Below are 14846 nucleotides of genomic sequence, written 5' to 3'. Positions count from 1 at the left end.
GGCGCGGTACGGGGCCCCGTCGTCGTGAGCGCGAGTGTCAGGCCTGGTCGGTGCCTGAACGTCCGCTGACCTTGCGTGCGGTGTCCTTGACGGTCGCCAGCAGGCCCGGCGCCTTGGACTTGGCTGTCCCAAGACCCTCCCGAGCCATCCGGACACCGGTGTAGGCGGCGTACTTGGCCGTGGACACCGGCAGGTCCCAGGTGCCGGGGAACTCCACGGGTTCGCCACCCAGGTCCTTCTTGAACTTGGTGAAGCCATACCATTCGTGTTCGGGCCCAGCACCTTCCGGGGCGGTGCCGAAGAGGTCAAAGTGCTTCTGACCCTTTTCCTTGGCGTCCAGAATCATGCGCACCACCAAGGGGCTGCCCGCGGAGAGTTTGCGGTGTTCACGGTCCATGGCGGCGTGCGCATAGGTGCGGGTGTCTTCAGAGTCGTAAACCAGGGAGGCGCCGATCGGTTCCCCGTCCAAGCGCGCCACGTACAACACGGCGGCACCTTGCGGCATGAGCACCTGGGCGGCGGTGCGCAGGTAGTCGTCCTGCTGGCGGTTGAAGTTCTTGCGCTCAGCGGTCTGGTCCAGGAACTTCAGCAGAATCGAAACCGCATCCGGATCCGTGGTGGCCGTGAAGGTCACACCCTTCTTGTGGATGTTGCGGTGCAGGTTCCGGTTGGTGGACTTCATGTCCTTGAGCAGTGCGTCCTGATCCCTGGTCAGGTCAATGATCTGGGTGTGGCCCGGCTGCACCTGACGTGGCGCCCACTGCAACCCACGACGACGCAGCGCTGCCTCCGCTGTTTCCAATCCGTCCTGGATCTGAGCGAAGGCCGGCTCCACACGGACAAACCAGCAACCGTGTGCCTTGGCTGCCTGCTTCAGGGATTCCAGTGCGGCGTCAAAGGCTTGCGGGGAATCGGCAATCGGTCCATACGGGGCGTAGAGGTATCGGCCGGTGGCTCCACCTTCAACGGTGGCCTGCCAGGAGTATCCGGGACCCTGATCCTTGACCACGGTGTGGCCCAGTTCCGTCTGGAAGTCCGCCCATGCTTTGCTCTGAAGAATGTTGGTCACCCGGGCTACTGTACCGGGGCCGCAGTGACCATTCCTGGCTCAGGACCACGCCACCGGAATGTAGGCGGGATTCAGCACCATGCAACGGCTTACGGCACCGAGCAGGTTCCGTTGGGGGAGAGCTCGGTGGGTTGACCATCCGTTGCTCCGGCCTCTGTGGTGGCCTCTGGCTGAGTGGGGTCCGTGACTGTTTCCGTGGGCACCATGACCAATCCGCGCGCGCCCAGGCCGGAGCCTGTGGACACAGGAGCATCTGTGGCCAGGGCCTGTGCCTGCGGCTGGCCTGAACCGTCAGCACTGTCCAAGAGCTGCTGAACATCAGAGTGCAGTTGGTCGTAATCCGGGTACGTGGGGAACATGGCGTCGTAGTAAGGCGGGCCTGCGGCATAACCGATCAGGTCGTAGTTCTTGGCTTCCAGGGCCAGATCCACGAACGAACCGATGGAAGACTGCGGAATGTCCGTTTCCACCACTTGAGTACCGGCCTGCGCCATCTCCTCGAACTTGGACACCACGTTGATCGGACTCAGCTGTTTGAGCATGGCCGTCTGAACGCAGCGTTGGCGGGCTTGACGGTCGTAGTCCGAGGCCCCTTCACGGGAGCGGGCGTACCAGAGGGCGTGGAAGCCGTCCAGGTGTTGCACACCCGGTTCAATGTAGCCGTCAATGGGGTTGGGCAGGCCGGTGATCTCGTTGGTGCCACCGCCAATGGGCACCTCACCACCAACATCAATGGTGATGCCACCCATGGCGTCAATCAGCTGCTCGAATCCCGCCATGTCGATCATGGCGTAGCCCTGAACCTCAATGCCCAGGACACCGGAGGCCGCATCCATCATGGCCTCAGCTCCCGCATCATCCACGTTGCCGTACACGTCCTCGTGGTTCTGGGTGACATCCGTGTAGATGGCGTTCAGCAGGCATTCGTCCCCGCAATCGTATCCATTGGGATAGACACTTTGCATGGGCGAGCCATCAGCAAACGGGACGTTCTGGAGATTGCGTGGCAGGGAGATGGTCACGGTTTGACCCGAGCTGGCGTCAATGCTCACCACTGTCATGGAATCGGGTCTCAGCCCCAATCGATCCTCACCGGCATCGGCGCCCATGAGCAGAATGTTGTAGCGCCCGTCCACCGGCCGGAACGGCAGACCGCCCCCAAAGATCTGCCCCACGGTGGCTCGGGTGACATTGACCAGGTGAGCGGTGTAGCCCAGGCCCCCGGAAGTCACCACGACCGCCACGACGGTGGCCACAATGGCAACGGTCCGGGCCTTGGTGGACAACAGTCCTGGTCTGATCAGCCGCAAGGTGTCCAGGAACAGCAGTCCCCACCCGATGGCCAGGGCCACCAGCACCAGGGAGATCACAGGCGCGGTCAATCCGTTGGTCACCAGGAAAATCAAGGGGGTTCGCCAGAAAAGAGCGGAGAGCAGCAGTACAACCAGCAGCGCCCAGCACACCACAGTGACGGTCAGAGCAATCCGACCCACCTTGCGGTTGCCTGCAGCGATCTGTGCAGAACCTGGTACCAACAGGGTCCCGGCAAGCAGCAGGCCCGCGCGTTTGTTGCGCCCGCCCGCGGAGACGTATCGCGGATTCACCAGAGCATTCGCCCATGAGCCCACGCGGCTGGTGGTGCGCACGGGAGCATCGGCATCCAGTTCCCCCACGACGTCGTCGTCGGGGAACCTGTTGTAGCGAAAGTCTTGTGAAGCTGTCACGGGGGGAGCGCCTGTGGGTCGGGGAAGTGGGAAGTGCCGGCCTGAAGAAGGGCGAGGGCGGGTGGTCAGTCCGCCACGCGCTCACGCAGGGCGGCACCCTTGCTGTGTGCCGTCTGATTCAGCTCTTGTGCGAAACGCTCGAGGGCTGCGCGCAGTTTCAGGGCGTCCGGATCAGTGCCTGCTGCCAACATGCGGGCTGCCAGGAGGCCTGCGTTGCGGGCGCCGCCGATGGAGACGGTGGCCACGGGGACTCCGGCGGGCATTTGCACGATCGAGAGCAACGAATCCAAACCGTCCAAGGTTTTCAAGGGGACCGGGACGCCGATCACGGGAAGCACGGTGGTGGAGGCCAACATCCCCGGCAGGTGGGCAGCACCTCCGGCGCCTGCGATGATCACGCGCAATCCGCGTTCAGCCGCGTTGGCGCCGTAACGAATCATCTCGTGTGGCATGCGGTGGGCGGAAACCACGTCAACCTCGCACGGGACCTCCAACTCCGCCAGCACTTCAACAGCAGCCTCCATGACGGACCAATCGGAGTCCGAACCCATCACCACGCCCACAACGGGCTGTGAGTCATCCATTCTGTTCTCCTTGTGTAACCGGCCGGGGCCGCAGCAGGTTGATCTGCCCATTGACGTGGGCGAGGTCGATGCACCGTCACGGTACTCCGGCTCTCTGGGGATCAGCCGGTAATGGGTCTGTGGTGTTGCATGCAGTTGGTGGGGCTGGTGCTCTGGTCAGTGGCCGTCGCGGATGATTCGAGCCGCCTCAGCGGCCTGCTGTTGCAGCTCCGGCAGATCCTGCGGGCTGTGACCGGTGACGTTGACATGGCCCACCTTGCGGCCGAACCGAACGCCTTTCCCGTACAGGTGAATCTTGGCAGCGGGTACGCGACTCATGGCGGTGGTGAACCCCTGAAACAGATCCGGGTTCTGTCCACCCAGAATGTTTTTCATCACCGTGGCACCGCCTATGAACCCGGTCTGACCCAACGGGAGGTCCAGCACGGCGCGCAGGTGTTGTTCGAACTGACCGGTCACGGAGCCGTCCATGGTCCAGTGCCCCGAATTGTGCGGGCGCATGGCCAACTCATTGACCAGGAATCCGCGTCCCGGCACGTCAAAGAGCTCAGCTGCCATCACACCGGTGACGTTGAACTCGGTGGCCAAGGTACGGGCGGCTTGTTCGGCGGCCTGCGCAAGGTCGGGATCCAGGCCGGGGGCCGGTGCCAGGACCTCATCACACACCCCGTCAACCTGGATGGATTCCACCACCGGCCATGAGCGGACCTCACCGGATGGTGTGCGGGCCACCAGAGCGGACAGTTCCCGGGTGAACGGCACGGCTTCTTCTGCCAGCAGTGCCGGGAAGCGTCGGGCGTTGAACCATTCGGCTGCCGTGCCACCGCGGGCGTCCTGTTCCGAATGAACCAGCAGCACCCCCTTGCCGTCGTAGCCGCCGCGGGGGGTCTTGAGCACCACGGGCCACTGATCAGCGGCAAAGTCCACGAGTTCGTCAACGGAGCAGACCTCCGCCCACCGCGGATTGGGCAGCCCCAGTTTCTCCACCGCGCGGCGCATGACGATTTTGTCCTGGGCGTGCACCAGAGCTTCCGGGCGTGGTTCCACGGCAACGCCTGCGGTCAGCAGGGCCTGCAGATGCTGGTTGGGCACGTGTTCATGGTCAAAGGTCAAGGCATCCACGCCGTCGGCAAAGTCCATCAGCGTGGCCAGGTCTGTGTAATCACCCACCTGGTGGTGGGCGGATGCGGGAATGGCACAACTGTCCTGCGCTTCAGCCAACACGCGCAGCTCGATCCCGAGTTCTGTGGCGGCCGGTCCCATCATGCGAGCCAACTGACCGCCGCCCACCACGCCGATCACCGGGCCGGTGGTGGCAGCGGGGGACGGGATACGGCGGTTGACCGTGTTTTCCGAGGACTGCGTCGCGTTGCTCACCCCACCAGGGTAATACTCGCCTGGGTGCTTATGATGGGCGCACGCGCTGCCCCTGGCACGGCTGAGCCAAACCGTCAGCCCCGTGACTCATGAGGACAACAGGCGCATTGAGCGAAACCCATTCGAAAGCCTGTTTCACATGATCAATCGTTTCAAAGCTGCCTGGCACCTGTTTGTGGCCGAACTGATGAAGTTCGGCACCGTGGGTGGCCTGGCATTCCTGGTCAATGCCGGTGTGGTCTGGATTCTGATGCACACCGTCTTCCAGGAGGGTGGGCACGTCAAGGCCAAGGCGATTGCCACGGTGGTGGCCACGTTGTTCTCCTGGGTGGCCAACCGGTACTGGACCTTCCGGGACAAACGGCAGTCGGACACCAAGAAGGAATTGGTGCAATTCCTGATTGCCAACGCGATCGGCATGGCCATTGAACTGCTGTGTGTGGTGGTCAGCTACTACGTACTGAACCTGACCAGCCCAACGGCGTCGTTCATTTCCGGAACCATCGTGGGCACTGCCCTGGGAACGATTTTCCGCTACTTCGCATACCGATTCTGGGTGTACGCGGTCAAGCTCGATGACGAACCCGGCTTTGCCCCCTCCACCGCCTCAGAGATGGCTGCCATCACCGGGCGCCTGCCGGTGGTCAAGCCCAAGGCGGGGGAAACGGCTGCTGCAGCAGCCACTGATTCCAGTTCCTCACCGCACACCGCAGCAACGACGACGCAGACACGAACGGACGACGACGACCTCAGCTCCAGGTGAGCCCCACGCGCTCGGTGGACAGAAGATGCGCCACGTCTGTTCCCGGGCGGTCCGTGATCACCACCGTGGTGCCTGTCATCCACGCCGCCAGCAGGCGGGCGAAACTCTCAGGTGACCAGGTTGCCGTGTTGAGGTGAACCGCATTCACCGGGCCTGACCCCGTGCGCAGGTCTGCTGCCTGCTCCTGTGCTTGTGCCATGAGCTCGGCTAGTGAGAGGTGCTGGCTGTGGCCGACCACCGCAAGTTCCTGGTCAGCTGCTGACGCCCCGGCATCCGCGTAGTGGTCCCCATGGGCGCGGATCTCCGCGCAGAAGTCGATGGCACCGGCCGGCAGCAAACTGGGGTCCAGTTCCATGGCCAGCGCGGGGTAGGCCAGCACCATCAGGTCGCCTGCGGCCGCGCCGAACACGTCACCTTCAGCAGAGGACCGCTGCGCGTCGGGTGCCATGGTCACAGCCAAAGCCACGCCGGCGCCATTGTTTTCGGATGAATCCGCCAACACCACCGTGGCCCCAACACGCCAAACACCGGCCACCACCACGGCGGTACGCCAATGCACGGGGGGCTCCAGCAGCACCCGGTCTGCGGGCATCAGGCCCAGGTCATCCACCAGCAGATTGGCGGTCTTGGCCACCCAGTTCTCCAGGACCCGGCCGGAAAGTTCCACGCGTCCGCCGTCGTGACCGTAGAACACCAGAGCGGGGGTGGGCTGCTGGGCCATGGACTGCAGCAGCGCCGGCACGGACTGTGGCTGAGCACTGCGGGGTGAGGAGATCGTGGGCAAAGTGGCCTCCGATTCGGTGAACTGCCCTGAATCCAGGGTGTGGATGCGTGTGACGTGCGGAGATTTTGCTTGCCGCCTACCGCGTCACGGCGGTTGTGTGGTGCAGGCGGGAGTTGCCAACCTGGGATCCGAGCTTGACGTTCAGGTGCTTACAAGCGTGTAATTAATGCCGTGGCGAGGTGCCGTGAAGGCCCCACTCCGGTGCTCGGAGCCCCCGATTCGCAGACCCCAGAAGTTTAGGTCAGCGCGTCCTCGAGCGGAACCGGTGGGCCTGTACCCGCCCCTCAAGAGAAGTGAAGACTCCACGTCTTGCCAACTGACCGGAAGGAATGACATGGGAGAGCCCGCCTATCACCGCGCAGAGGTGGCGCAGGCCGCACGGCGGCGGCGGGGAAGCCGTTCTGTTCCGCAGGATTGGTTCCTGGATCCGGTGGATGCTGACGCAGCGCAGCGCTACACGGATTCCAACCAGCGTCAGCAGCTCACAGCTGAGGCCCCCGAGCACGTCACCGATGCAGCGGCCGTGCCCGGTTCCATCTGGCAGGCGGTTGCCGGGGCCTACGGGATCGACGGCGATGAAGGCGAGTTGGCATGGCAGACGGATGCGCTGTGTGCCCAGACGGACCCGGAAGCCTTCTTCCCGGAAAAGGGCGGTTCCACGCGTGACGCCAAGCGCGTGTGTGAGGCCTGCCCGGTCAAATCGGAATGCCTGGACTACGCCATGGCCCACGATGAGAAGTTCGGCATCTGGGGTGGCCTCTCCGAGCGTGAACGACGCCGTCTGCGCCGCGCAGGCCGCTGATCCGAATCCTCTCCTGTGGTGGACACACAATCTGAGGCGCCCCTGGCGCGGCTGTGCTCCCGTCAGGGGTGCAAGCGTGAAGCGCTGTACACCCTGACCTACGTTTACGCGGATTCCACCGCTGTGGTGGGCCCCTTGTCCGTGCACAACGAACCCCACGCCTACGACCTCTGTGAAACCCATGCCCAGCGGATGACTGCTCCGCGTGGATGGGAGATCCTGCGGGTGGAGGTTCCGGGGATCGATCAGGACACTCAGGCGGCTTCCCACGCCTCCGTGACGCCCTTGGCCCCTGTTCACCAGCCAACCACGCTGGGCAAGCCTGACCCGGTTGTGGCCGAAGCCCGGTCGCAGAGGGCTGAGCCCGCCATGCAGCGGTCTGCGCCGGTCAGCACGAGCCCTGAACCCTCGAGGCAGGACCGTGAGTCCGCCCGCCAAGAGTCAGAGCCCTCGGCCCAAGAATCAGGACCCTCCGCCCAAGAGTCGTATGACGGCGAGGAGTCCTTGGTCAATGAAATCTTTTTCCACCAGGACTCCGAGCGTGAGATGATCCGTGACTCCACCCCCGCTCAGCCCAAGGGGATGCGGATACCGCACTTGCGGCGTCGTCCCCGTTCCGATTCTTGAGTGGACCGACTCCTGAGTGGTCCAACTCTTGAGCAGACGAGCCGGTGAAGACCCCCCCAACCCCCGCGGGCCACGGAAAGACAGCACCCATGACTGCAACCCCCGAACCTCCCCGTATGCGACGTGGCGACGGAGTCTCCAGCCTGTCACCGGCTTTGCGTGCCGTGATCCGTTGCCCCATGACACGTGCCAAACTGGTGGCCGTTGATGACCACCATTTGATGAGTGAACGCCCCTACAGTGAGGGCGTTCATCCTGTGTTTCCCGTGGTTGACGGGATTCCCAATTTTCTGCCCCTGACCCAGACGCCAGACGCATCGTGAGCGCGCCGGGGTTGCCTGTGAAAGAAGTAGCCCCGTGAGCCCACGCCAACCCCGTTCCACCGGCCGATCCCAGTCATCACGGGAGGGCACCGGCAGCACTGCGGCAGGCAAGGACACCGGTGAGGACTGGGGGCGGCTGAACGCAGCCGTGACCCCCACCGGTTCCATGGACCTGCTGGGCAACATTCCCACGGAGACCGGCTCCATGCGTGCTGTGGGTCCCGACGGGAACCCGGCCTCGGCCACCTCAACCCACCGTGGTGCGGTCGGCCCCTGGGAGGACAACCCTGAACCTGCAGGCTCCCGCAGCGCCACGGATCAGGCCGGTGCTTTCCGGGATGACCACGACGCCGAAGCGGCCACGGGGCTGCGATTGCTCACTCGATTCCTGGTGGGGTTGGCCGTGCCACTGGGGCTGCTGGCGGTGGCGGTGCGCTTGGTGGCTTCCCCGGTGTTTCTGTGGATCGAGTACAACCGCCCGGGTTTCCCGGATGACCCTTATGGATTCGGGCCCGGGCAACGCATGAGCCTGGGCTCGCACGGTGTGGACTACATCCTCAACTGGGCCCCGCCCAGTTTCCTGGGCGATGTCCGAACGGCCAACGGCTTGGCCTGGTTCCGTCCAGAGGAAATCTCCCACATGACGGACGTCAAATACGTCATGCAGCTCGGTCTGGCTGCAGCTGTGGGCGTGGTCCTGGTGGCGCTGGTGGCCGTGGTGCTGCGCCGCAGACGTGATGCGGCGGGCTTGATCCGGGCCGCAATGCGGGGTGCATGGGTGACCATTGCCGCGCTGGCGGTGCTGGCTGTGGTGGGGATGCTCTCCTGGGAATGGTTCTTCACCACGTTCCACAGCCTGTTCTTTGCCGATGGAACCTGGACCTTCAGTCTCTCGGACACCTTGATCCGGCTCTACCCCACACAGTTCTGGATTGACGCCGCGGCCACCGTGGCGCTGCTGACCGTGGCGGGATGCGCGGCCGTGATCCTGTGGGGGCGCCGGGCGCTGCGGCGTCGTGTGTGTTGAGTGGCTCCGTCAGATCCAGCTGGGGAACCACATGCGTTGGTGCCAGGCATCATAGGAGATGACTTGGGCTGACCAGATGGGCCAGAAGTAGGCGGCCACCGCTAGGACCAACACCAGCCACAGACCGATCACGCTCCAGCTGAGCACCCGGTGCACCTGTGGGGTTTCCGGGCCGGGGATCAGCATGCTCACCCCTGCAGCCAGCAGCAACACCATGAACGGTACGTACGGCAGTGCGTAGAAGAAGAACTGGGTGCGCTCGGGGAAGGCGAACCACGGCAACCAGCCCACGGCCACCAGTGCCAAGGGAGAGAGCAACCGCCAGTCGAATCGCCAACGGCGCCACACCAGGGCCAGCACCAGCAGCGTGATTATCACCGGAATGGCTGACCACCAGATGACCGGGTTGCCCACGTTCAGAATGGCCTGGGAGCAGTTGGAGGCCGTGCAGCCGCCCTCTCCGTTCTGCAGGGATTCGTAGAAGTAGGACGTTGGGCGGCCCAGGATCGGCCACTGGGCCGGCCCGGCCATGTAGGTGTGCGTTGCATCCAGGCCTACGTGGAAGTTGTACGCCGCCTTGTGGTACTCCCACAGCGAGCGCAGGGACTCTGGTAACCACTGCACGCCTTCGCCCGGATTGTTGGCGGCCCACTGGCGGTGGTACCCGCCTGAGGTCCGCAACCAACCGGTCCAGGTGGCCAGATAGGTCAGGGCGGCCACGGGGATCATGGAGACGAAGGCGAACAAGCCGTCCTTGAGAACACCGGCCGGAAACCACATCCGCACTCCGGCCGCGCGGCGAGCGCCCAGGTCCCAGGCCACGGTGATCAGCCCCAGCGCTGCCACGTAGTACAAAGCGTTCCACTTGACGCCTATGGCCAGCCCGCAGGAAATCCCAGCTGCGATCCGCCACCACCGGATGCCCAGCCACGGTCCTGCCAGGTATGGATCGGGCTGTGGCGGGCGTTCGGGGTCCGTCAGACGTTTGACCAGCCGCAGGCGGCCGTCAACTCGGTCCAGCAGCAGGAACACAAAGGCCAGCAGGATGAACAACGCCAGGAAAATGTCCAGCAGAGCCAAGCGCGAATGCGTCAGGTGCAGACCGTCCACGGCCAGCAGTGTCCCGGCCACGGCCGCCACCACGGGGGAGCGGAACATCAACAGCGCTGCGATCACCACCAGGGCGATCATGGCGGTCCCGGCCACGGCGGGGAAGAACCGCCATCCAAAGGCGTCCCCGGGGCCAAAGAGCATCATCCCCAGACCGATCAGCCGTTTTCCCAGCGGTGGGTGCACCACGAATGACGCTTCTCCCGTGGGGCTGGGAACATTTCCGCTGGAGAAGCCGTCGTCGGCGTTTTCCGGCCACTGTTGTTCGTAGCCGGATAGCACCAGGGCCCAGCCGTCCTTGACGTAATAGGTCTCGTCAAAAGCAATGTCCTGGGGGCGGCTGAGCTGCCAGAACCGCAAGATGGCGCCCAACACCACCGGCAACACGGGAAGGATCCACATCCAGCCGGCCACAGGTGCCCAACCGGGCAGGAGGCGTTCGCGCAACTGCACCCGGTCCTGGGGTGCCTGCCGGGCCGGTGCCCACGCCCGGGATGCCGTGGCGCAACGCGCGGCGGTGCTGCCGGAGGCTAGCGAGGCGGCGGAATCCGGGCCGTTGGGTTCGGGGGCTTGGGGGGATGAGGTCACGGCCGTCATGGTAGGTGACCCACCTGCGTTCTGGGTCCACCGTGAAGTGGATGTCCCGCCTAGAGTTGGGTGCGTGACTTCCCAAGACCCCATCAGAAGCCCTCAGTCCTCAGCCACTGGGGAACCGGCCACCTCTGCGCTGCCCTCCGGTGCGCTGGTGTTGGCCGGGACACCGATCGGGAACCTGGGGGATGCCAGCGCCCGCTTGCGTGAGGCCTTGGCCACCGCGGAAGTGATCGCCGCAGAAGACACCCGGCGGACCCGCAAGTTGGCCTCCGGCCTGGGAATCACCTTGAGTGCACGCCTGGTGGCCCACCACGAACACAACGAGGCAGCCTCAGCGGAAGACCTGCTGGCGGAGGTGCGTTCCGGCAGAACCGTCCTGGTGGTCTCAGATGCCGGGATGCCCACCGTTTCCGACCCCGGCTACCGGGTGGCTGCTGCCGCGGCGGCGGAAGGACTCACAGTCACGGCCCTGCCAGGGCCATCTGCTGTGCTCACAGCGCTGGCGGTCTCCGGACTGCCGTCAGACCGGTTCGTGTTTGAAGGTTTCCTGCCCCGCAAATCGGGTCAGCGTGAAGCCAGACTACAGGACTTGACCACCGAACCCCGGACCATGGTGTTCTACGAGGCACCGCACCGGTTGGGGGCCATGTTGACGGCCCTGACGGAAGCCTTCGGTTCCGCACGTCCGGCAGTGGTTGCCCGCGAGCTGACCAAACTCCACGAGGAAGTTCTGCGCGGCACGGTCGGTTCCCTGGCCGAGCTGGTGGAGGGTGAGGGAGTTCGTGGGGAAATCGTCGTCGTGGTGCAGGGCGCCCCGGAACCGGATCCGCAGAAACCGGAAGACCTGGTGGAGGAAGTCGAGGCACTGGTGGCGGACGGGATTCGACTCAAGGACGCCGCAGGTGCGGTGGCTGCAGCCCAGGGTCTGTCCAAACGGGAGCTCTACGAGTCCGTGTTGGCCGCACGGGAGAGCTGACTAGGCTGGTGGGATGACCTCCAACCGCGCTGCTTCCCTGTGGCCAGACCCGTCTGACCGCCCCGTCACCACCACCGGTGAGGTTCCTCAGGCCTATCGTCCGGAGCACTACGGTATTCCGGAGAATGCTGCCAGTGGAGCCGGTACGGACCGCCGGGACCACAAGGCCGAGTCCGGGCACACCCGAGATCTGCGGTTCCCGGAGGCACCGGCGCCGTTGCCCGTGCCGATCGTGGACAACCACACCCACATGGACACCCAGGACGGCCGGGTGCGGATCGGGCTGACCGACATCCTGGACACCGCCGCCGATCTTGGGGTGCGCGGGGTGATCCAGGTGGGGTGCGACGTCGAATCCGCCCGGTGGGCCGTAGAAGCGGCTGAGGCCGATGACCGTGTTCTGGCGGCTGTGGCACTGCACCCCAATGAGACTCCTGCACTGGCCGAGGCCGGTGAGCTTGAGGATGCGCTTCAGGTGATCACCGCACTGGCCGCCCATGATCGCGTGCGAGCGATCGGGGAGGCCGGGCTGGACTACTTCCGTACCCGCAAGACCCGTAGGCACCACCAGCATGACGCCTTCCGGGAGCACATCCGGCTGGCCAAGTCCGTGGGCAAGGCGCTGCAGATCCACGACCGTGACGCCCACCAGGACATTGTGCGGATTCTCCAGGACGAGGGGGCACCGGAACGCACCGTGTTCCATTGTTTCTCCGGGGATGCCGAGCTGGCGCGGATCTGCAATGACAACGGCTGGTACATGTCCTTTTCAGGCACCGTGACCTTCAAGAACTCCACAGATCTCCAAGAAGCCCTGCGGGTGGCCCGCCCGGAGCTGATCATGGTGGAGACAGACGCACCGTTTTTGACCCCCCACCCTTACCGCGGCCGGCCCAATGCGCCGTACATGGTGGTGCAGACCGCCCGGTGGATTGCCGAGCATCGGCAGATCCCTCTGGAGCAGTTCTGCACGCAGGTGGATGCCACGGTTCGTTCCGTCTACGGGGATCACTGAAGCGGCTGTGGATCTTAAGGACCGGTAGAATCCAGCCGTGATTGATTCCCCCCGCACCACGCCTGCACCTCTGTTGGGTCCTGCCGAGATCCGAGAGCTTGCGGAGCTTCTGGGGATCCGTCCCACCAAGACTCTGGGGCAGAACTTTGTGATCGACCCCAACACCATTCGGCGCATCGTGGCGGCTGCCGATCTTGAACCCGCAGCGGAGACGGTCCTGGAGGTGGGCCCCGGTCTGGGGTCGTTGACCTTGGGTCTGTTGGATGTGGCCCGGCACGTGGTGGCGGTGGAAATTGATCCTCCACTGGCCCGCCAGCTGCCCAAAACCGTTGCCAGGTTCCGCCCGGAGCGGGTGGAGGGGATCGACGTCGTTGAATCGGATGCCCTGGCAGTCACCGATTTGCCCCAGACACCGGATGCGCTGGTGGCCAATCTCCCGTACAACGTGGCCGTGCCCGTGTTGCTGCATCTGATGGGCAGCTTCCCCTCCATTCGTCATGGTCTGGTCATGGTCCAGGACGAGGTGGCCGATCGCTTGGCAGCAGGACCTGGCTCCAAGGTCTACGGGGTGCCGTCCGTGAAAGCCTCGTGGATTGCGGAAGTGTCCAAGGCCGGGGTGATCGGAACCCAGGTGTTTTGGCCCGCACCCAGAATCAGTTCCGGGCTGGTGCGCCTGGTCCGGCGATCCGAGCCCGTGGCGCAGATCGGTGCCGGTACGGCCCAGGGTCTCACCGGGAACCGGGCAGATGCCGCGGACCGTGAAGCCGTGTTCACCGTGGTGGATGCCGCCTTTGCCCAGCGGCGCAAAACCCTGCGGGCGGCCCTGAGCGGATGGGCCGGTTCGGGGGCTGCGGCAGAAGAAATCCTGATCGCTGCCGGCATCCAGCCCACCGAACGCGGGGAAAAGCTGGACGTTCACCAGTTCGCAGCGATCGCAGCGGCAGGTGTGAACCACAACGTGTATCCGGTGGAAGGGCAGTACCGCGCGTGAACACCACCTCGGTTCGGATGGAAGCACCCGGCAAGGTCAACCTGTTCTTTGCCGTGGGACCGGTTCGTGCGGACGGGTACCACGATGTGGCCAGCCTCTACGTGGCCACAGACGTTTGTGAAGCCGTCACCGCCACCTATGACCCTGACCTGACCGCCGGGCAGATCATGTGCACGGTGGACGTGGTTCCCGACTCCCTGGTGGACCAACAACAACACTGCGGCAGCTTTGACCTGGCACAGGTGCCCGTGGATGCCGGAAACCTGGCCGTTCGAGCGGCACAGGCCGTGATCGAGGGCGCCGGTGGACTGCCCGGTGGGGTGCGCCTGCACATTGAAAAGTCCGTACCTGTGGCCGGTGGCATGGGTGGTGGATCTGCTGATGCTGCTGCCGCCATCCGGGCCACCGTGGAACTGGTCTCGGCCGTGACCGGGCGGGAGACCATGGTCAGTGACGCCCTGGAGATCGCCCGTGGGTTGGGCGCAGACGTGCCCTTTGCCATGACCGGGGGAGCTGCCATCGGCACCGGGACGGGGGCGGATCTGGTGCCCGTTGCCGTGGGCGAGCCCTGGTCAGCGGTCCTGATTGCCGACGACGGCGCACTGTCCACACCCGCCGTGTTTGCCACGCTGGATGAGTTGCGAGCCCAGGGGAGGTTGACCACCCCGGAGCCTGATTCCCTGGCTGTGCCCGAGGACCTGCTGGATGCCCTGGCCGGTCAACCCGTCACGTTGGCGCAGGTGTTCGGATGCCTGCGCAACGACCTGCAAGCACCAGCTGTGGAGCTCGCCGCGCACCTGGGGCCGCGGCTCCAGGAACTGCGGCTGGCAGGTGCTGTGCCCATGGTCTCCGGATCGGGGCCCACCATGATCGCCCTGACCGTAGACCAGGATGCTGCAACCCGTCTGGCACAACAATTGCGTGATGTTGGTGCTCACGCGGTACCCACGCAGTTGGGGTGAGTCAGCGTGCGATGCCGGGGCGCCGGCGTCGTCGTCAAGGTTTGTTTGTGCAAGTCACAGCAATATTCATGGGTCTGGGCGAGTGGGAAACGTCATAGCCTTCTGAGGTCGCTTGCCG

14 protein-coding genes are annotated in these 14846 nt (G+C 64.7%); 8 read left to right on the top strand and 6 right to left on the bottom strand.

The window, feature by feature from the left end; translation table 11 throughout:
* Positions 1 to 37: 37 nt before the first annotated feature.
* The 4 genes from GTW58_RS05775 to GTW58_RS05760 all read right to left on the bottom strand — a co-directional run bounded on the left by GTW58_RS05775 (position 38) and on the right by GTW58_RS05760 (position 4709).
* On the bottom strand, positions 38 to 1069 hold the full coding sequence (locus tag GTW58_RS05775) for a lipid II:glycine glycyltransferase FemX (protein ID WP_119932077.1): 1032 nt from the start codon (positions 1067 to 1069) through the stop codon (positions 38 to 40).
* Positions 1070 to 1158: 89 nt separating this feature from the next.
* Entirely contained in the window at positions 1159 to 2793 is a 1635-nt protein-coding gene (locus tag GTW58_RS05770) for an LCP family protein (protein ID WP_232817902.1), read from the bottom strand.
* A 65-nt stretch (positions 2794 to 2858) separates the two neighbouring features.
* Positions 2859 to 3377 (bottom strand): 5-(carboxyamino)imidazole ribonucleotide mutase, encoded by a 519-nt coding sequence (gene purE / locus GTW58_RS05765; RefSeq protein ID WP_047688285.1) that lies wholly within the window; start codon positions 3375 to 3377, stop codon positions 2859 to 2861.
* Positions 3378 to 3533: 156 nt separating this feature from the next.
* On the bottom strand, positions 3534 to 4709 hold the full coding sequence (locus tag GTW58_RS05760) for a 5-(carboxyamino)imidazole ribonucleotide synthase (RefSeq protein WP_119932111.1): 1176 nt from the start codon (positions 4707 to 4709) through the stop codon (positions 3534 to 3536).
* A 184-nt stretch (positions 4710 to 4893) separates the two neighbouring features.
* Between GTW58_RS05760 and GTW58_RS05755 the strand changes: the two genes are divergently transcribed.
* Entirely contained in the window at positions 4894 to 5517 is a 624-nt protein-coding gene (locus GTW58_RS05755; protein ID WP_081993526.1) for a GtrA family protein, read from the top strand.
* Here GTW58_RS05755 and GTW58_RS05750 read toward each other — a convergent pair.
* Positions 5504 to 6259 (bottom strand): TIGR03089 family protein, encoded by a 756-nt coding sequence (locus GTW58_RS05750; protein ID WP_209436381.1) that lies wholly within the window; start codon positions 6257 to 6259, stop codon positions 5504 to 5506. The genes GTW58_RS05755 and GTW58_RS05750 overlap by 14 nt on opposite strands.
* A gap of 376 nt (positions 6260 to 6635) precedes the next feature.
* On the opposite strand from GTW58_RS05750, the gene GTW58_RS14565 reads away from it, so the two are divergent.
* From GTW58_RS14565 to GTW58_RS05735, 3 genes are all read left to right on the top strand, one after another.
* Positions 6636 to 7103, top strand: a complete 468-nt coding sequence (locus GTW58_RS14565; protein WP_119932074.1) for a WhiB family transcriptional regulator — start codon at positions 6636 to 6638, stop codon at positions 7101 to 7103.
* Between the two features lie 18 nt (positions 7104 to 7121).
* On the top strand, positions 7122 to 7730 hold the full coding sequence (locus GTW58_RS05740; RefSeq protein ID WP_342453294.1) for a DUF3499 family protein: 609 nt from the start codon (positions 7122 to 7124) through the stop codon (positions 7728 to 7730).
* 357 nt (positions 7731 to 8087) lie between these two features.
* Positions 8088 to 9080, top strand: a complete 993-nt coding sequence (locus tag GTW58_RS05735; RefSeq protein WP_232817901.1) for a lipoprotein intramolecular transacylase Lit — start codon at positions 8088 to 8090, stop codon at positions 9078 to 9080.
* Between the two features lie 9 nt (positions 9081 to 9089).
* Here the strand turns inward: GTW58_RS05735 and GTW58_RS05730 are convergent, their stop codons facing one another.
* Positions 9090 to 10778, bottom strand: coding sequence for a dolichyl-phosphate-mannose--protein mannosyltransferase (locus GTW58_RS05730; RefSeq protein WP_232817900.1), 1689 nt, complete (start codon positions 10776 to 10778; stop codon positions 9090 to 9092).
* Between the two features lie 73 nt (positions 10779 to 10851).
* Between GTW58_RS05730 and rsmI the strand changes: the two genes are divergently transcribed.
* The 4 genes from rsmI to GTW58_RS05710 are packed head-to-tail and all read left to right on the top strand — an operon-like array spanning position 10852 to position 14728.
* Complete coding sequence (gene rsmI / locus GTW58_RS05725) at positions 10852 to 11760, top strand: 16S rRNA (cytidine(1402)-2'-O)-methyltransferase (protein WP_370448252.1); 909 nt, start codon at positions 10852 to 10854, stop codon at positions 11758 to 11760.
* Positions 11761 to 11773: 13 nt separating this feature from the next.
* Positions 11774 to 12775: a TatD family hydrolase gene (locus GTW58_RS05720; RefSeq protein WP_119932070.1), complete on the top strand. Its 1002-nt coding sequence runs from the start codon at positions 11774 to 11776 to the stop codon at positions 12773 to 12775.
* A 37-nt stretch (positions 12776 to 12812) separates the two neighbouring features.
* The gene (gene rsmA, locus GTW58_RS05715; RefSeq protein ID WP_232817899.1) at positions 12813 to 13766 is read left to right on the top strand and encodes a 16S rRNA (adenine(1518)-N(6)/adenine(1519)-N(6))-dimethyltransferase RsmA; all 954 of its coding nucleotides are present in this window, start codon (positions 12813 to 12815) and stop codon (positions 13764 to 13766) included.
* Positions 13763 to 14728, top strand: a complete 966-nt coding sequence (locus tag GTW58_RS05710) for a GHMP family kinase ATP-binding protein (RefSeq protein WP_231559345.1) — start codon at positions 13763 to 13765, stop codon at positions 14726 to 14728. The genes rsmA and GTW58_RS05710 overlap by 4 nt, the downstream gene beginning before the upstream one ends.
* Positions 14729 to 14846: the final 118 nt, after the last annotated feature.

The organism is Kocuria subflava (assembly GCF_012163155.1).
Lineage (GTDB): Bacteria > Actinomycetota > Actinomycetes > Actinomycetales > Micrococcaceae > Kocuria > Kocuria subflava.
This window is presented reverse-complemented; position numbering and strand designations above follow the sequence as displayed.

What these genes read in the sequence shown, in the direction of transcription:
- purE (WP_047688285.1), bottom strand. Translation starts at nt 3,377, where the DNA reads ATGGATGACTCACAGCCCGTTGTGGGCGTGGTGATGGGTTCGGACTCC.
- GTW58_RS05755 (WP_081993526.1), top strand. Translation starts at nt 4,894, where the DNA reads ATGATCAATCGTTTCAAAGCTGCCTGGCACCTGTTTGTGGCCGAACTG.
- GTW58_RS14565 (WP_119932074.1), top strand. Translation starts at nt 6,636, where the DNA reads ATGGGAGAGCCCGCCTATCACCGCGCAGAGGTGGCGCAGGCCGCACGG.
- GTW58_RS05720 (WP_119932070.1), top strand. Translation starts at nt 11,774, where the DNA reads ATGACCTCCAACCGCGCTGCTTCCCTGTGGCCAGACCCGTCTGACCGC.